The sequence below is a fragment of the Ensifer sp. SL37 genome (assembly GCF_026672675.1).
Lineage (GTDB): Bacteria > Pseudomonadota > Alphaproteobacteria > Rhizobiales > Rhizobiaceae > Ensifer > Ensifer adhaerens.
Genome location: NZ_JAPPRN010000006.1, coordinates 3828614 through 3843459, shown reverse-complemented (window position 1 = coordinate 3843459; position 14846 = coordinate 3828614). Strand labels below are relative to the sequence as shown.

General features: G+C 61.6%; 14 protein-coding genes. 11 read left to right on the top strand and 3 right to left on the bottom strand.

Annotated features, from left to right (window positions below; translation table 11 throughout):
* From trkA to hflX, 4 genes are all read left to right on the top strand, one after another.
* On the top strand, positions 1-1377 hold the full coding sequence (gene trkA / locus OVA00_RS30875) for a Trk system potassium transporter TrkA (RefSeq protein ID WP_268090257.1): 1377 nt from the start codon (positions 1-3) through the stop codon (positions 1375-1377).
* Between the two features lie 10 nt (positions 1378-1387).
* Positions 1388-2251: a D-amino-acid transaminase gene (locus OVA00_RS30870; RefSeq protein ID WP_034795762.1), complete on the top strand. Its 864-nt coding sequence runs from the start codon at positions 1388-1390 to the stop codon at positions 2249-2251.
* A 109-nt stretch (positions 2252-2360) separates the two neighbouring features.
* Positions 2361-2603 carry an RNA chaperone Hfq gene (gene hfq / locus OVA00_RS30865; protein ID WP_003535434.1) on the top strand — a complete coding sequence of 81 codons (243 nt, stop codon included), beginning with the start codon at positions 2361-2363 and terminating at the stop codon, positions 2601-2603.
* A gap of 78 nt (positions 2604-2681) precedes the next feature.
* The gene (gene hflX / locus OVA00_RS30860) at positions 2682-4007 is read left to right on the top strand and encodes a GTPase HflX (RefSeq protein WP_034796024.1); all 1326 of its coding nucleotides are present in this window, start codon (positions 2682-2684) and stop codon (positions 4005-4007) included.
* An 89-nt stretch (positions 4008-4096) separates the two neighbouring features.
* Here the strand turns inward: hflX and mazG are convergent, their stop codons facing one another.
* Together mazG and OVA00_RS30850 are read right to left on the bottom strand one after the other, a co-directional pair.
* Positions 4097-4930, bottom strand: a complete 834-nt coding sequence (gene mazG, locus OVA00_RS30855) for a nucleoside triphosphate pyrophosphohydrolase (RefSeq protein WP_034795753.1) — start codon at positions 4928-4930, stop codon at positions 4097-4099.
* Positions 4931-4935: 5 nt separating this feature from the next.
* Positions 4936-5523 (bottom strand): deaminase, encoded by a 588-nt coding sequence (locus OVA00_RS30850; protein ID WP_034795738.1) that lies wholly within the window; start codon positions 5521-5523, stop codon positions 4936-4938.
* Positions 5524-5754: 231 nt separating this feature from the next.
* On the opposite strand from OVA00_RS30850, the gene cysG reads away from it, so the two are divergent.
* The 6 genes from cysG to OVA00_RS30820 all read left to right on the top strand — a co-directional run bounded on the left by cysG (position 5755) and on the right by OVA00_RS30820 (position 12482).
* The gene (gene cysG, locus OVA00_RS30845) at positions 5755-7215 is read left to right on the top strand and encodes a siroheme synthase CysG (protein ID WP_034795735.1); all 1461 of its coding nucleotides are present in this window, start codon (positions 5755-5757) and stop codon (positions 7213-7215) included.
* Between the two features lie 10 nt (positions 7216-7225).
* Complete coding sequence (locus tag OVA00_RS30840; protein WP_034795732.1) at positions 7226-7540, top strand: DUF2849 domain-containing protein; 315 nt, start codon at positions 7226-7228, stop codon at positions 7538-7540.
* Positions 7541-7554: 14 nt separating this feature from the next.
* Entirely contained in the window at positions 7555-9225 is a 1671-nt protein-coding gene (locus OVA00_RS30835) for a nitrite/sulfite reductase (RefSeq protein ID WP_034795728.1), read from the top strand.
* Between the two features lie 17 nt (positions 9226-9242).
* Positions 9243-9743 carry a DUF934 domain-containing protein gene (locus OVA00_RS30830; RefSeq protein ID WP_060582465.1) on the top strand — a complete coding sequence of 167 codons (501 nt, stop codon included), beginning with the start codon at positions 9243-9245 and terminating at the stop codon, positions 9741-9743.
* Between the two features lie 147 nt (positions 9744-9890).
* On the top strand, positions 9891-10703 hold the full coding sequence (locus tag OVA00_RS30825) for a ferredoxin--NADP reductase (RefSeq protein WP_034795721.1): 813 nt from the start codon (positions 9891-9893) through the stop codon (positions 10701-10703).
* 258 nt (positions 10704-10961) lie between these two features.
* Positions 10962-12482 (top strand): acetyl-CoA hydrolase/transferase family protein, encoded by a 1521-nt coding sequence (locus tag OVA00_RS30820; RefSeq protein ID WP_034795713.1) that lies wholly within the window; start codon positions 10962-10964, stop codon positions 12480-12482.
* Between the two features lie 69 nt (positions 12483-12551).
* Here the strand turns inward: OVA00_RS30820 and OVA00_RS30815 are convergent, their stop codons facing one another.
* Positions 12552-13169 (bottom strand): GntR family transcriptional regulator, encoded by a 618-nt coding sequence (locus tag OVA00_RS30815; RefSeq protein WP_112976462.1) that lies wholly within the window; start codon positions 13167-13169, stop codon positions 12552-12554.
* Positions 13170-13539: 370 nt separating this feature from the next.
* On the opposite strand from OVA00_RS30815, the gene OVA00_RS30810 reads away from it, so the two are divergent.
* The gene (locus tag OVA00_RS30810; RefSeq protein WP_112976463.1) at positions 13540-14799 is read left to right on the top strand and encodes a ferredoxin reductase family protein; all 1260 of its coding nucleotides are present in this window, start codon (positions 13540-13542) and stop codon (positions 14797-14799) included.
* Positions 14800-14846: the final 47 nt, after the last annotated feature.

Sequence of the window (14846 nt, the reverse complement as noted above, 5' to 3'; positions counted from 1 at the left end):
ATGAAGGTAGTCATTTGTGGCGCGGGGCAGGTCGGTTACGGCATTGCCGAGCGACTGGCGCAGGAAGACAACGACGTTTCGGTGATCGATACGTCGGCGGCGCTGATCGCCAACATCACCGAGAGCCTCGACGTGCGCGGTTACGTCGGCCATGGCGCGCATCCGGATGTGCTCGCCAAGGCGGGTACTGACCAGGCCGACATGCTGATTGCGGTCACGCTGTCCGACGAAGTCAACATCGTCGCCTGTGAAGTGGCGCACGCGATCTTCAACGTGCCGACGAAGGTTGCGCGCATTCGGGCGCAGAGCTATCTCGCGCCTGAGTATGCGAACCTGTTTTCGCGCGAGAACGTGCCGATCGACGTCACCATCTCGCCCGAAGTTGAAGTCGGGCGGCTCGTGCTGCGGCGCATTTCCTTTCCCGGCGCGATCGACGTCGTGCGTTTCGCCGATGACCGCATCGCCATGGTCGCCTTCGAGTGCCTGGAAGACTGTCCCGTCGTCGGCACGCCGCTGCAACAGTTGAGCGAACTGTTTCCTGACCTGCTTGCGACCGTCACCGGCATTTTCCGCAACGGCAAGGTGATCGTGCCCCATTCCGACGACCAGTTGCAGGCGGGCGATATCGCCTATGTCGTTTGTGATCGGGATCATGCGCGGCGCACGCTGACGCTCTTCGGCCACGAAGAGCAGGAGGCGCGGCGCATCATCATTTTCGGCGGCGGCAATGTCGGCTATTTCGTTGCCAAGACGATCGAGGAACACCAACCGCGCACGCGGGTGAAGCTGATCGAGAGCGATCGCGACCGCGCGGTGATGATGGCCGACAAGTTGAGCAGCACGGTCGTCCTCAACGGGTCGGCCATGGACCAGCGGATCCTCGCCCAGGCTGATGTCCAGGACGCCGATCTCGTCGTGGCGCTCACCAACAATGACCAGATCAACATCCTCGGCAGCATGATGGCGAAACACTTGGGTGCAAAGTCCACACTCGTCCTCATCAACGAACCGTCCTACCAGGAGTTTGCCGCGACTGCCGGCGTCGACGCCTATGTGAACCCGCGCGCGGTAACCATTTCGCGCGTGCTGCAGCACGTCCGCAAGGGCCGCATCCGCTCGGTCTATGCGGTGCAAAAGGGCATGGCCGAGGTGATCGAGGCCGAGGCTCTGGAAACGTCCCCGCTCGTCGGCAAGGCCCTGCGCGACCTCGAACTTCCCGACGGAATCCGCATCGGCGCGCTCTATCGCGACAAGACGTTCATCCGCCCCGATGGCGCCACCCGGATCAAGGCGAAGGACCGCGTCGTGCTCTTTGCCACCGCCGATGCGGTGCGCCATGTCGAGCAATTGTTCCGCGTCAGCATTCAGTATTTCTAAGGTCGAGACGATGTCCCGAATTGCCTATGTCAACGGCGCCTACGTGCCGCACGCGGACGCCGGCGTCCATATCGAGGACCGCGGTTATCAGTTCGCCGACGGGGTCTACGAGGTCTGCGAGGTCCGTCACGGCTATATCGTCGATCTCACCCGTCATCTCGATCGCCTCGGCCGCTCGCTCAGCGGACTGCGCATCGACTGGCCGATGACAAGGGCCGCGCTCGTCCACGTGATCCGCGAAGTCATCCGGCGCAACCGGGTGAGAAACGGCCTGTTCTACATGCAGGTCACGCGCGGCGTGGCGCGCCGCGATCACGTCTTTCCCGTAGCGGAAACACGCCCGTCGATCGTGGTGACGGCGAAGCGCACCGACGCTGCAGCCATTGCCAGGAAGGCGACCCATGGCATTGCGGCGATCACGGTGCCGGAAAACCGTTGGGATCGTGTCGATATCAAGTCGGTCGGGCTTCTGCCCAACGTGCTGGCGCGCCAGAAAGCCAAGGAGGAAGGCGCACAGGAGGCGATCTTCGTCGATGCTGACGGCACGGTGAAGGAAGGCGCAGCGACCAATGTCTGGATTGTCGACCGCGACGGAAACCTGCGCACACGACCGGCAGAACACGGCATCCTCAAGGGAATCACCCGCACCACCTTGATGGATGTGGCGGTGCCGCTTGGGCTTAAAATCGAGGAGAGGGCGTTCTCGGTCGATGAGATGCTCGCGGCGCGCGAAGTCTTTATTACGGCCGCCACCAGCATCTGTTTTCCGGTCGTTTCGATCGACGGCAAGCCGATCGGCAACGGCCATCCAGGAAGCATAGCACAGAATATTCGCGAAGCCTTTTTCGGCGTTGCGGAAAAGACATTGATTTGATACCAACTCTGAAGAGGTGTCGGGGAAGGTACTTGTGGCGCCTCTGATTGCTGAATTTGACAAAAATGCACCGGCGCAAAACGCCGGCAAATAAGAAAGAAGCGGCGCGATGGCGGAACGTTCTCAAAACTTGCAGGATCTCTTTCTCAATACGGTCCGCAAGCAAAAGATTTCCTTGACAATTTTTCTCATCAACGGCGTCAAGCTTACCGGCGTTGTGACCTCGTTCGACAACTTCTGCGTCCTGCTGCGTCGCGACGGCCACTCGCAACTGGTCTACAAGCACGCGATCTCGACCATCATGCCCGGCCAGCCGCTGCAGATGTTCGAGAACGAAGAAGCCGCATCCTGACGGGACGTTAGGCACATTACCAAACGTGATTCAAAATTGTCGTCGATCATTCCGGAGCTCGAGAAGCTCCGCGACGACATGCGCGCGGTCGTCATCGTTCCAGTCTTGAAAAAGACCGGACGGCAGTCCGCAGATATGCTCTCGACCACCACGACGCGCTCGGACGAAAGTCGCCTCGAAGAGGCGACCGGTCTCGCCATGGCGATCGATCTTGAGGTCGTGCATGGCGCCATCGTTCCGGTGGCGCAGCCGAAGCCGGGCACCTTGCTTGGTACCGGCAAGATCGAAGAGATTGGCCACATCCTCGTCGAGCTCGATGCCGGTCTTGTCATCGTCGACCATCCGCTGACGCCGGTGCAACAGCGCAATCTCGAGAAGGAATGGAACGCCAAGGTCATTGACCGTACGGGCCTCATTCTCGAAATCTTCGGCCGCCGCGCCTCCACCAAGGAAGGCACGCTGCAGGTCGATCTCGCGCATCTCAACTATCAGAAGGGCCGCCTGGTCCGAAGCTGGACCCACCTTGAGCGCCAGCGCGGCGGTGGCGGCTTCATGGGCGGTCCGGGTGAAACCCAGATCGAAGCGGACCGGCGCTTGCTGCAGGATCGCATCGTCAAGCTCGAGCGCGAGTTGGAGCAGGTGCGCCGCACACGGCAGTTGCATCGCTCTAAGCGCAAGAAGGTACCGCACCCGATCGTCGCCCTCGTCGGCTACACCAATGCCGGCAAGTCGACGCTGTTCAACCGCATGACCGGGGCAGGCGTTCTGGCCGAGGATATGCTGTTTGCGACGCTCGACCCGACGCTTCGGCGGCTGAAGCTGCCGCATGGCCGGATGGTCATCCTCTCCGACACTGTCGGCTTCATTTCCGACCTGCCGACCCATCTCGTAGCCGCGTTTCGCGCGACGCTGGAAGAGGTGCTGGAGGCGGATCTGATCCTGCATGTCCGCGACCTCTCGGACCCGGACAACCAGGCACAAGCAAGCGACGTTCTCAGAATCCTGTCCGATCTCGGCATCGACGAGAAGGAAGCCTCCGAGCGCCTGATCGAGGTCTGGAACAAGATCGACCGGTTGGATGACGAATCACGCGAGGCATTGCGCGGCAAAGCGGCGACGTCCAACAACACGGTTGCCGTTTCCGCGATCACCGGTGACGGCGTCGACGAACTGCTCGGCGAAATCGGCCGTCGTCTTTCCGGCGTCCTGACGGAATGCACTGTCGTTCTCGGCATCGATCAGCTGCAGCTTCTGCCCTGGGTCTACCAGCACGCGATCGTCGACGGTCGCGAAGACCTGGAAGACGGGCGTGTGAGCCTTGATCTCAGGTTGACCGAGAACGAGGCCTCCGAGCTGGAGCGTCGCCTTGGAAACGGGCCGAAGCCCGTCGAGGAAGACTGGTAAGCCGTAGCTTTCCAGGGGTCGGCGGCTAGCGGGCTGTCGGCCTCAGCTTTGGGAAAGGGGACGTATGGCGGGCACGCGTCCCGCTCGTTCTAGCCCAGCTGTCGCTCGATCGCCTTGGCTGCCTGCCAGAGCTCTTCCATCCGCTCCAGCGTTGCCTCATCCAGCGTCTCGCCGGCCGCGCCGAGTTCCCGCTCGATATGGGCGAAGCGGCGGCGGAATTTGGTGTTGGTGCCGCGAAGCGCCATCTCCGGATCGGTGCCGACATGGCGCCCGATGTTCACCACGGCAAAGATCAGGTCGCCCAGTTCGTCGCTGACTTTGGCGCGGTCCTTTTCTCGCAGAGCCTGGCGCAACTCGCCGATTTCCTCCTCGATCTTGTCGAGGATCGGTTCCGGCTCCGACCAGTCGAAGCCGACTTTTGCGGCGCGCTCCTGCAGCTTCAGGGCTTCTACGAGCGCCGGAAATGAGCGCTGCACCGAGCCCAAATGGTTTGCGGCTGCATCAGGCGCGAGGCCGCGCTTGGCGCGCTTTTCTTGCCGCTCGGCCTTTTCGGCCTGCTTGATCTCATCCCATTGCAGCTTCACCGCCTCGGGCGTATCGGCGTCGGAGCGGGCAAAGACATGCGGGTGCCGGCGGATCATCTTGCGGGTCACCGCCTCAACGACGTCGCCGAAAGCGAAGTCGCCGGCCTCTTCGGCCATACGGGCGTGGAAGACCACCTGCAGCAGCAGGTCGCCGAGCTCGTCGCAGAGGTCGTGCATGTCACCGCGCTCAATGGCGTCGGCAACCTCATAGGCCTCTTCGATCGTATAGGGCTTGATGGTCTCGAAGGTCTGGACGATGTCCCAGGGGCAGCCGGTCTCGGGCTGGCGGAGCGCCGCCATGATGTCGAGCAGGCGCGTTATGTCGCGTGAAGGTTCCATGGATCTCAGTTCAGCGGAATGGCGTTGTCGTCCTTACCCGACTGGTAGCTGTCGGAAAGGCTCTGGTAGCGGGCGCGGATGCGGGCATCCTGGGCGGAAAGCCGATCGCGGGTTTCGGCATCGGCGTCTTTCGAGAGTGCAGCAATCGAGGCCGAGTGCCAGAAGGCGTTGTCTTGCGCGTAGCCACCCGGTTCCAGCCGGAAGACCTCCTTCAGAATTTTGAGGTCGTGCGGGATCGCGAACGCGTCGCGCGAATCCTCGTGGCTGAAGAAATAGTAGAAATTGTCGAAGCCGGCCCAGGTGATGGCAGAAAGGCACATGGAGCAGGGCTCGTGCGTCGAGAGGAAGATGAGGTCGCGCGTGTCCGGTTTCTCCGCCATCTCGTAGAAACGCTTCAGCGTGTGCACTTCGCCGTGCCAGAGCGGATTTTCCGTCTCGTTGTTGGTTTCGGCAAGCACCAGCGACAGATCGGACTTGCGCAGGATCGCTGCGCCGAAGACCTTGTTGCCGGCGGCAACACCCTTTTCGGTAAGCGGCAGGATATCCTGCTCGATGACGGTCAAAAGCCGTTCGGCGAGTTCGGGTTTTGTCATGTCTTTGGGCCTCCGGCAGGTCGTTGACGGCATTTAACGGAGGTTACCCATGCGGCGCAATGGCCGCGCCAAGGTCGGCGATTGAACAGGCTCGGAGATATTTGCTCAAAATGGTGCACCGCCGAGCAAAACAATACGTGCCTGGAAAGGCATTGAAATTTCTGTTCCTTCAATTGTCGTGCGCCATAAGGGATATTCGCCGCAGCCTGTAGAAGGAACGACCGCCAGACCATGTCGCAGCAGCTCGCCGTTTTCCCCGCATTCTTTCGCGTCGCGCAAAAGCGCGTGGCGGTTTTCGGCAATGGCGACGAAGCCTTTGCCAAGGTGCGGCTGCTGCTGAACACCGAAGCGTCGATCGTCGTCTTCGCCGACGCGCCGGAAGCGGAGTTCGCACAATACCTTCGTGACCGTGGGATCGAACATGTCGCGGCCGCCTTCGCACCCGAGCAGCTCGACGGCGCTATTCTCGTTTTTGCCGCCACCGGCAATGCCGTCGAGGATCAGCGCATCGTCCTTGCAGCGCGTGAACGCAAGATCCCGGCAAATGCCGTCGACCAGCCCGACTTCTGCGACTTCTTCACGCCGGCGCTCGTGAACCGTGCCCCCGTTGCAGTCGCCATCGGGACCGAAGGGGCAGGACCCGTTCTGGCGCAGATGATCCGTGCGCAGATAGATCAGCTGCTGTCCCCCTCGCTCGGCGTCGTTGCTTCGCTTGCCGCGAGCTATCGCGAGGCCGTCGATCGCCTGGTGCCGCGCGGCGTTGCCCGCCGCATGTTCTGGCGCCGGTTTTTCCAGGGGCCGGTGGCAGACAAGGTCGCCGGCGGCGATCTGGCTGCTGCCCGCCGTGAGGCTTCGCGTCTGCTCGATGCGCCCGAGAAGGCGAGGGGCCATGTCTGGCTCGTCGGTGCCGGTCCAGGCGCTGAAGACCTGCTGACGCTCCGCGCCCAGCGCGTGATGATGGAAGCCGATGCGATCGTTTATGATGCGCTGGTGCCGCAGACGATCGTTGATATGGGTCGTCGTGACGCCGAGCGCCTGTCGGTCGGCAAGCGCAAGGGCTGCCACACCAAGTCCCAAGACGAGATCAACCAGCTGCTGGTGACGCTGGCTGCCGAAGGCAAGCGCGTCGTCCGTCTGAAGTCCGGAGATCCTTTGGTTTATGGCCGCGCCGGCGAAGAGATGGCGGCGATGCGCGAAGCCGGTATCAGCTATGAGATCGTCCCGGGTATCACTTCGGCCTTCGCCGCGGCGGCCGATTTTGAACTGCCGCTGACGCTTCGCGGTGTTGCCTCCTCGCTGGTCTTCACGACCGGCCACGATCTGACCGGCGAAGTCCTGCCCGATTGGGCGCGGCTTGCCGTCTCGGGCGCAACGATCGCCGTCTACATGGGGCGCACTGTTGCGGCGTCGGTCGCCGGTCGTCTGATGCAGGCAGGTCTTCCGCCGGAAACGACGGTTGCCGTCATCGAGAATGCCAGCCGCGCCGATCGCCGCCTGCTGCACGGCACGCTGAAGGACCTTCCGGATCTCGAAAACCGCAGCGAGCTTGCAGGTCCGGTCATGGTCATCATCGGCGATGCCGTCGCCGGCGCCAATTTCGAGCGGTCCGAACCGCTTGTCGCAGGCAAGGCACGTGGCGAGAAGAAAAACATTGAAGCCGCTTTCGGGCGCGACGAACAGATTTTGAACTGAGGAAGAGGTCATGGTGAGTAAGGTTTTGACGGCAAATCGACTTTCGGACGGCATTTCCGTCTGGCTGGATGCCGCGGGCAACTGGGTCGAGCAGCTTCAGGATGCCTTCATCGCTCGCCATGCCGAGGCCGTGACGGCGCTCGAAGCCACCGGTAAGCAGGCGTTCGATGACAACAAGGTCGTCGATGCCAACGTCGTCGACGTCGAAGAGATCAACGGCACACTTCGCCCGCTGCGCATGCGCGAGCGCATCCGCGCTGAAGGCCCCTCGATCCCCTACGCTGCCGGCTACAATGGCCTTTCCGGCCCGAAACACGCTGCCTGAGGAACCGATACCCGATGTACCGTTACGATGAATTCGACCACGCCTTCGTTTCCTCCCGCGTCGAACAGTTCCGCGATCAGGTCGAGCGGCGACTGAGTGGCGAGCTTGCCGAAGACGCCTTCAAGCCGCTGCGCCTGATGAACGGCGTCTACCTGCAGCTTCACGCCTATATGCTGCGCGTCGCCATTCCCTATGGCACGCTGTCGAGCCGCCAGATGCGCATGCTCGCCCATATCGCGCGCAAATATGACCGCGGCTACGGCCACTTCACCACGCGCCAGAACATCCAGTACAACTGGCCGCGTCTGTCCGACACGCCGGATATCTTGCAAGAGCTCGCAAGCGTCGAGATGCATGCGCTCCAGACCTCGGGCAACTGCATTCGCAATGTGACCGCCGATCACTTTGCCGGCGCGGCCGCCGATGAGGTCGCAGACCCAAGGCCTTACGCCGAGATCTTGAGACAGTGGTCGAGCGTACATCCGGAATTCTCGTTCCTGCCGCGCAAGTTCAAGATCGCCGTCACTGGCGCTGAGCGCGACCGCGCCGCAATCCAGGTCCATGATATCGGTCTGCACCTGAAGAAGGACGAAAACGGCCGCATCGGCTTTGCAGTCTATGTCGGCGGTGGTCAGGGCCGCACGCCGATGATCGCCAAGAAAATCCGCGACTTCCTGCCGGAGGAGGACCTGTTGTCCTACACCACGGCGATCATGCGTGTGTACAACCTGCACGGCCGCCGCGACAACAAGTACAAGGCCCGCATCAAGATCCTCGTACACGAGACCGGCGCCGAAGAATTGTCGCGTCAGGTCGAAGTCGAGTTCGCGGCCCTCAAGGACACCGAGCTGAAGCTGCCGGAGACCGACATCCAGGCGATCTCCACCTATTTCGCACCACCGGCCCTCGAAAACCGTGCTGAAGGCTGGGAGAGCCTCGCGCGCTGGAAGAAGACCGATCCCGAGTTTGCCCGTTGGGTGCAGCAGAATGTGCAGCCGCACAAGCACCCGGACTACGGCATGGTGACGATCTCGCTGAAGCCGATCGGCGGCATTCCGGGCGACGCCAGCGACGCGCAGATGGATGCCGTTGCCGATATTGCCGAGGAATACGCCTTCGACGAAATCCGAGTCAGCCACGAACAGAACCTGATCCTGCCGCATGTGGCGCTGGCCGATCTCGAGCCGGTCTACCGCGCGCTGGTCGCCTCAGGTCTTGCCACTGCCAATGCCGGCCTGATCACGGATATCATCGCCTGTCCTGGGCTGGACTACTGCGCGCTTGCCAATGCGCGCTCCATCCCCGTGGCGCAGGAAATTTCGACCCGCTTCGGTTCGCCCGAGCGTCAGGCCGAGATCGGTGAGTTGAAGATCAAGATCTCCGGCTGCATCAATGCCTGCGGTCATCACCATGTCGGCCATATCGGGCTGCTTGGCGTTGAAAAGAAGGGTGCGGAACTCTATCAGATTACGCTTGGTGGCTCCGGCGACGAAAACACCTCGATCGGCGAGATCATCGGCCGCGGCTTCGAACCGGAGAAGGTGACCGACGCCGTCGAGACCATCGTCGACACCTACTTGGGACTGCGCCGCGACGGTCAAGAGACCTTCCTCGAGGCCTATCGCCGCGTCGGCCCACAACCCTTCAAGGATGCGCTCTACGGCAGCGCGCAGGAAGCTGCCTGAGGCGCTGAGGAACGGAAATGACGAAAATCTGGAAGGAAACCGGTTTCGTGGGCGATGATCCCTGGGTCATCGAGACGGAGGAAACCAAGGCAGGCTCGAACGAGAAGGCGATCGTCGGTCTCGACGCATTCCTGGGCAAGGTTGCAGACAGCGACGAAACCGGTCTTGGCGTGGTCATCGCGCCGGCAGACGACGTGACGAAGCTCGCACCACACCTTGATCGCCTTGCGCTGGTCGCCGTCGCGTTCCCGGCGTTCAATGACGGCCGCGCCTTCAGCCATGCGTCGCTGCTGCGCGCGCGCCTTGGCTTTACCGGCGAGGTGAGGGCGGTCGGCGACGTGCTGATTGACCAGATCCCGCTGATGCTGCGCTGTGGCGTCGAAAGCTTCGCTGTCAGCAATGCGACAGCGCTGAAGCGTTTGTCCGAAGGACGCCTGCCGGGCATTGCTGTGCACTACCAGCCGACCGCCAAGCCCTCGACCGATGCTAAATCCTATAGCTGGCGCCGGGTGTCATAGGGTAGGGTTGGCCGCGACAGTGTGAAGCACGCCGAAATCCCCAAAAGCGACTATATTTGGAAGAGATTTCCTTTCAACAAGGCGCAGCTTGGAATATCGGCTTATTGTTGATAGACAGGGTCATCATTTACAGGACTTGTAGCTAAGATGAATGCTCCGGCAAAAACGGAAGATTTCGCGATCCAGGCACCGGCAGGCGTCTACGTCGAGACGGTGACCAGCGTTGAACACTATACGGATCGGCTCTTCCGCTTCCGCATGACCCGCCCTGCCGAATTCCGCTTCCGCTCGGGCGAATTCGCGATGATCGGCCTGATGGTCGGCGACAAGCCGGTCTATCGCGCCTATTCGATCGCTAGCCCCGCCTGGGACGAAGAACTCGAGTTCTTCTCGATCAAGGTGCCGGATGGCCCGCTGACCTCGCACCTGCAGGGGATCAAGCCGGGCGACAAGGTGCTGATGCGCAAGAAGCCGACCGGTACGCTGGTGCTCGACGCGCTCGTTCCCGGGCGCCGTCTCTACATGTTCTCGACCGGCACCGGCATTGCGCCCTTCGCAAGCCTGATCCGCGATCCCGAGACCTATGAAAAGTTCGAGGAAGTGATCCTCACCCATACCTGCCGCGATGTTGCCGAACTGAAATACGGCTTCGATCTGGTCGAGGAGATCCGGAACCACGAGTTCCTGAACGAGATTGTCGGCGACAAGCTGCGCCACTACGCGACGGTGACCCGCGAAGACTTCCCGTTCAAGGGCCGCATTACCGACCTGATGGTAAACGGCAAGTTCTTCTCCGATCTCGGTCTGCCGCCGCTCGATCCGGCTGTCGATCGCGGCATGATCTGCGGTTCGACGGCGATGCTGAAGGACACCAAGGAAATCCTCGAGGCCGCTGGTCTCACCGAAGGTGCCAACAACAAGCCGGCCGAATTCGTGATCGAACGCGCCTTCGTCGGCTGACCCTTTTTTGTGCAGTTTATCGTTAGAGGGGCGCGCCAAGGGTGCGCCCCGCGTCGTTTAAGGCGAAATGCCATCGAGCTATGCGTCGGCGGTAGTTCCGCCTTGCCCATTCTGCGTACCCCCCTGCGGTCCGAGCGGCTATCGTGCTCCTGCAAATCTTCATAGCGTGCGCACGCAGACATGCGAAAATAAGCGCACGACGAACCAAGCCCGCGCCGTCCTGATATGAGCCTCGTGGGCCATTTCTGGGAGTGCCCGATGAGTCATGTTCCGCCAACCGACCTGGAAGCCAGGATCCGCTGCAAATCGCTGCGTGATCGCATCGCTACGCCGGAAGAGGCGGCCGCGCTGATCAAGGACGGCATGACCATTGGCATGAGCGGCTTCACCAAGGCCGGTGACGCGAAGGCCGTGCCGCTTGCCATGGCCGAACGGGCCGCACGGGAGAAGTTTCGCATCACGCTGATGACGGGCGCCTCGCTCGGTCATGACATCGACAAGACGCTGACAGAGGCGGGTGTTCTTGCCCGGCGCCTGCCGTTCCAGTCGGACCCGGTTCTGCGAGCGGCGATCAACCGCGGCGAGGTGATGTTCATCGATCAGCATCTCTCGGAAACCGTCGAGCAGTTGCGGTCCGGCCAGATCAGCCCGATCGACTATGCAGTGGTCGAGGCGGTGGCGATCACCGAAGACGGCGGCATCGTTCCGTCGACATCGGTCGGCAATTCGGCAAGCTTCGCGATCCTGGCGAAGAAGGTGATCGTCGAGCTCAATCTCAGCCACAGTCCCGAACTCGAAGGCCTGCACGATATCTTCATTCCGGCGAAGCGACCGAGCCGCACGCCGATCCCGGTCGTTGCCTGCGATAGCCGTGCGGGCTCGCCCTACATTCCTGTCGATCCGGAAAAGATCGTCGCAATCGTCGTCACCGAGAAAGAGGACAGCGCCGCACGGATCTCTCCGCCGGATGCGGAGACGACGGCGATCGCCGGCCATCTGATCGCCTTCTTGCAGGAGGAGGTGCGCAAGGGCCGCCTCGACATGACGCTCAACCCGCTGCAGGCGGGCATCGGCGTCATCGCCAATTCGGTGCTGAGCGGCCTGGTCGACAGTCCGTTCCATGATCTGCGTATGTATAGCGAGGTGCTGCAAGACAGCACGTTCGAGCTTTTCGAGGCCGGCAAGCTGAGCTTCGCCTCGGCCTCGTCGATGACGCTTTCCAGCGCCTGGGCTGATCGCGTGTTCCGCAACATCCGCGCCTACAAGGACAAGCTGGTGCTGCGGCCGCAGGAGGTGAGCAATCATCCGGAGATCATTCGGCGCCTCGGTGTCATCGGCATCAACACGGCGCTCGAATTCGATATCTACGGCAACGTCAACTCGACCCATGTCGGCGGTACCGACATGATGAACGGTATCGGCGGCTCCGGCGATTTCGCCCGCAACGCCTTCCTGTCGATCTTCGTCGCCAAGTCGGTTGCCAAGGGCGGGGCGATATCGTCTGTCGTGCCGATGGTGTCCCATGTCGACCACACGGAGCACGACGTCGATATTCTGGTGACCGAGCATGGTCTTGCAGATCTGCGCGGCCTGGCGCCGCGGGAGCGCGCACCCGTCATCATCGAAAACTGCTGCCACCCGGCCTATCGGGAGCTTTTGTCGGATTACTTCAATCGTGCGGTCGCCACCCGTGGCGGACAGACCCCGCATATTCTGGAAGAGGCTTTCGACTGGCATGTGCGCCGGCTGAAGACCGGCAGCATGATGCCGACGGCCTGAAGTGTGTTGAAGAAACAACCGTGAAAGCAATCGCTTGCCGTTGTTTCTTCTCGTGCAGGCAAGGTTTCTTCAGGCGTCTGATAGATAGCTCATCAGGTCCGCCATCGCGGCCGACGCGCCTTCAGCGTCGGCCCGCTCGATCGCATCGATCACCGTGACATGGCGGCGGACCGATCCGGCCATCTTTTCAGGCGAGGACGAAGCAAACCAGATGCGGCGCGCATGTGTCTGCAGCGGGGCAAGTGCTGCGGTCAGGAACCGGTTGGGGCAGGCTTCTTCCATCAGTTCGTCGAACACCTTGTCGGCGACGAGAAAACCCTCCATGTCGCCCGCATCAAGACAGGTGGCCATCTCCGCACCGCAAGCTTTCATCGCGCTTCGCTCCTCGGCGCTTGCGTGCGTTGCGACGAGGGCGGCGGCAAGCGGCTCCAGTTTCTGGCGCGTCTGCATGACATGCACCTGGTCGTCCGGCCGGATCGTGGTGATTTGCAAGCCGACACGGGGACGGATATCCATGAGACCCTGCCAGGCCAGCTTCTGGATCGCCTCGCGAACCGGTGTTCGCCCAAGCCCGGCAAGTTCGATCAACTGCCTCTCGGTGACCAGGGCGCCGGGCTCGAGCTTCAGAGTGACGATCAGGCGTTCGAGCGCGAGATAGGCGAGGTGAGCCTGAGATTGCGGTGACATGCCGTTCCTTTGGTTCTGATATATCAGTAGCTTGCACGATTTCATACAACCAGGCAAGCGCGCCGGTTGCCTGGCTTTGTGCAGGTCAAAGGGGGTGGTTTGCCTATGTGATCAATAAAATAAGCGAATGCTTAAAAAATACGAATTTCAAAGGCATGAATAAACCAACCTCATAGGACGTTTCCAATAGGAATCGTGTTGACGAACCGAGAGGTGCTTGCCACTCTCCCAACAAAGGCCCCGCGTGAAAGAGGCGCGTGGGTCGTTGCGGCAAGAAGCTGGTTGCATGTTTCCTTGGTCGCTAGGGATCGAAGGCAACAGGCACAAGGCAAGGCAACAACCGTCAGCCATCGGCGTTGAGGGGCGCAAGATGCAAGTGGGCGCGTTTCTGGTCTGGTCCTTGATGGCATTTGCGGCGCTGCTGGCCGTACCCGCAGTCAGTCACACCAATGCATTGACGACATTTTCGCTGATGGCGTCGTCGGCGGCCTTTGTCGGCATGGCCGTCGCGCAGTTCATGGCCGCGCGCCCGCCGTTCGTCGAGGCTCTCTTCGGGGGGCTCGACCGTGTCTATCATTTTCATCGCAGGATAGGCATCTCGGTGCTGTGCCTCATCCTCGTGCACTATTTCCTGAAACCAGACTTCAAGGGCCTGGCGCTGACGAGCGGTCTGAACCAGCTTGCTGCATCCGCCGGCAAATATGCCTTCTACGGTTTCGTCGTGCTGCTCGTTCTCAGTATCGTCAAGATCATACCGCGGACGAAGATCGAGATCCCCTACCATCTGTGGCGCTACACGCACCGCTTCATCGGCCTGCTCTTCGTGATGGTCGCCTTCCACCAGATGTTCATCAAGCGCCCCTATGACGGTACCGCGCTTCTGGCGGTCTACCTCAACGCCTTCGCAGCACTTGGCATCCTGAGCTACACCTATACCCAGCTGCTGCCCTGGCTCAGAACCCGCGGCTACGAAGTCTTCGATGTCGCCCGGGAGGACGGGGCGACGGTGATTGCGGCGCGGCCGCTGCGGCGTGCCTTGCGCGCCAAGCCCGGGCAATTCGGTTTTCTGCGGGTGCTGAAGCCTGGGCTGCGCGAGCCGCATCCGTTTACGATCGCTGGTATCGAGCCTGACGGGGTCGTGCGCTTCGCGATCAAGCCGCTTGGCGACTACACCCAGGCCCTGCGGGACGGACTCGCTGTCGGCGACCGGTTGAAGCTCGAGGGTGGCTATGGCCGCTTCAACCACCGCCGTGGCGGCAAGAAGCAGATCTGGCTCGCCGGCGGCATCGGCGTCACACCGTTCCTGGCGATGGCGCGACATCTCAATGGCGACGAGGGGCAGGACATCCACATGGTCTATTGCGTGCGCGACCGGCGCGAGGCGATCGGCCTGGAGACCTTCGAGGGGCAGGCCGGAAAGCTCGGCAACTTCACTTTTGTCCTGCACGATTCCTCCGTGGACGGGCGCCTGGATGCGGCCAAGCTTGCGAACGGTAGCGCGATCGATCCGGCGGAAGCCGATCTGTGGTTTTGCGGCCCGCCACCTCTCAGGGAGGCGATCGTCAAAGGCCTGAAAGATCTCGGCAAGCGGCCGAAGCGGGTTGAATTCGAGCGATTTCAGTTTCGATAGTGCAGCGGATTTCAGTAGCGATTCTATTGTTTTAGGGAGTGGGTTTC

Coding starts and splice junctions, on each gene's coding strand:
- trkA (WP_268090257.1), top strand. CDS start 1: ATGAAGGTAGTCATTTGTGGCGCGGGGCAGGTCGGTTACGGCATTGCC.
- OVA00_RS30870 (WP_034795762.1), top strand. CDS start 1,388: ATGTCCCGAATTGCCTATGTCAACGGCGCCTACGTGCCGCACGCGGAC.
- hfq (WP_003535434.1), top strand. CDS start 2,361: ATGGCGGAACGTTCTCAAAACTTGCAGGATCTCTTTCTCAATACGGTC.
- hflX (WP_034796024.1), top strand. CDS start 2,682: ATGCGCGCGGTCGTCATCGTTCCAGTCTTGAAAAAGACCGGACGGCAG.
- mazG (WP_034795753.1), bottom strand. CDS start 4,930: ATGGAACCTTCACGCGACATAACGCGCCTGCTCGACATCATGGCGGCG.
- OVA00_RS30850 (WP_034795738.1), bottom strand. CDS start 5,523: ATGACAAAACCCGAACTCGCCGAACGGCTTTTGACCGTCATCGAGCAG.
- cysG (WP_034795735.1), top strand. CDS start 5,755: ATGTCGCAGCAGCTCGCCGTTTTCCCCGCATTCTTTCGCGTCGCGCAA.
- OVA00_RS30840 (WP_034795732.1), top strand. CDS start 7,226: ATGGTGAGTAAGGTTTTGACGGCAAATCGACTTTCGGACGGCATTTCC.
- OVA00_RS30835 (WP_034795728.1), top strand. CDS start 7,555: ATGTACCGTTACGATGAATTCGACCACGCCTTCGTTTCCTCCCGCGTC.
- OVA00_RS30830 (WP_060582465.1), top strand. CDS start 9,243: ATGACGAAAATCTGGAAGGAAACCGGTTTCGTGGGCGATGATCCCTGG.
- OVA00_RS30825 (WP_034795721.1), top strand. CDS start 9,891: ATGAATGCTCCGGCAAAAACGGAAGATTTCGCGATCCAGGCACCGGCA.
- OVA00_RS30820 (WP_034795713.1), top strand. CDS start 10,962: ATGAGTCATGTTCCGCCAACCGACCTGGAAGCCAGGATCCGCTGCAAA.
- OVA00_RS30815 (WP_112976462.1), bottom strand. CDS start 13,169: ATGTCACCGCAATCTCAGGCTCACCTCGCCTATCTCGCGCTCGAACGC.
- OVA00_RS30810 (WP_112976463.1), top strand. CDS start 13,540: ATGCAAGTGGGCGCGTTTCTGGTCTGGTCCTTGATGGCATTTGCGGCG.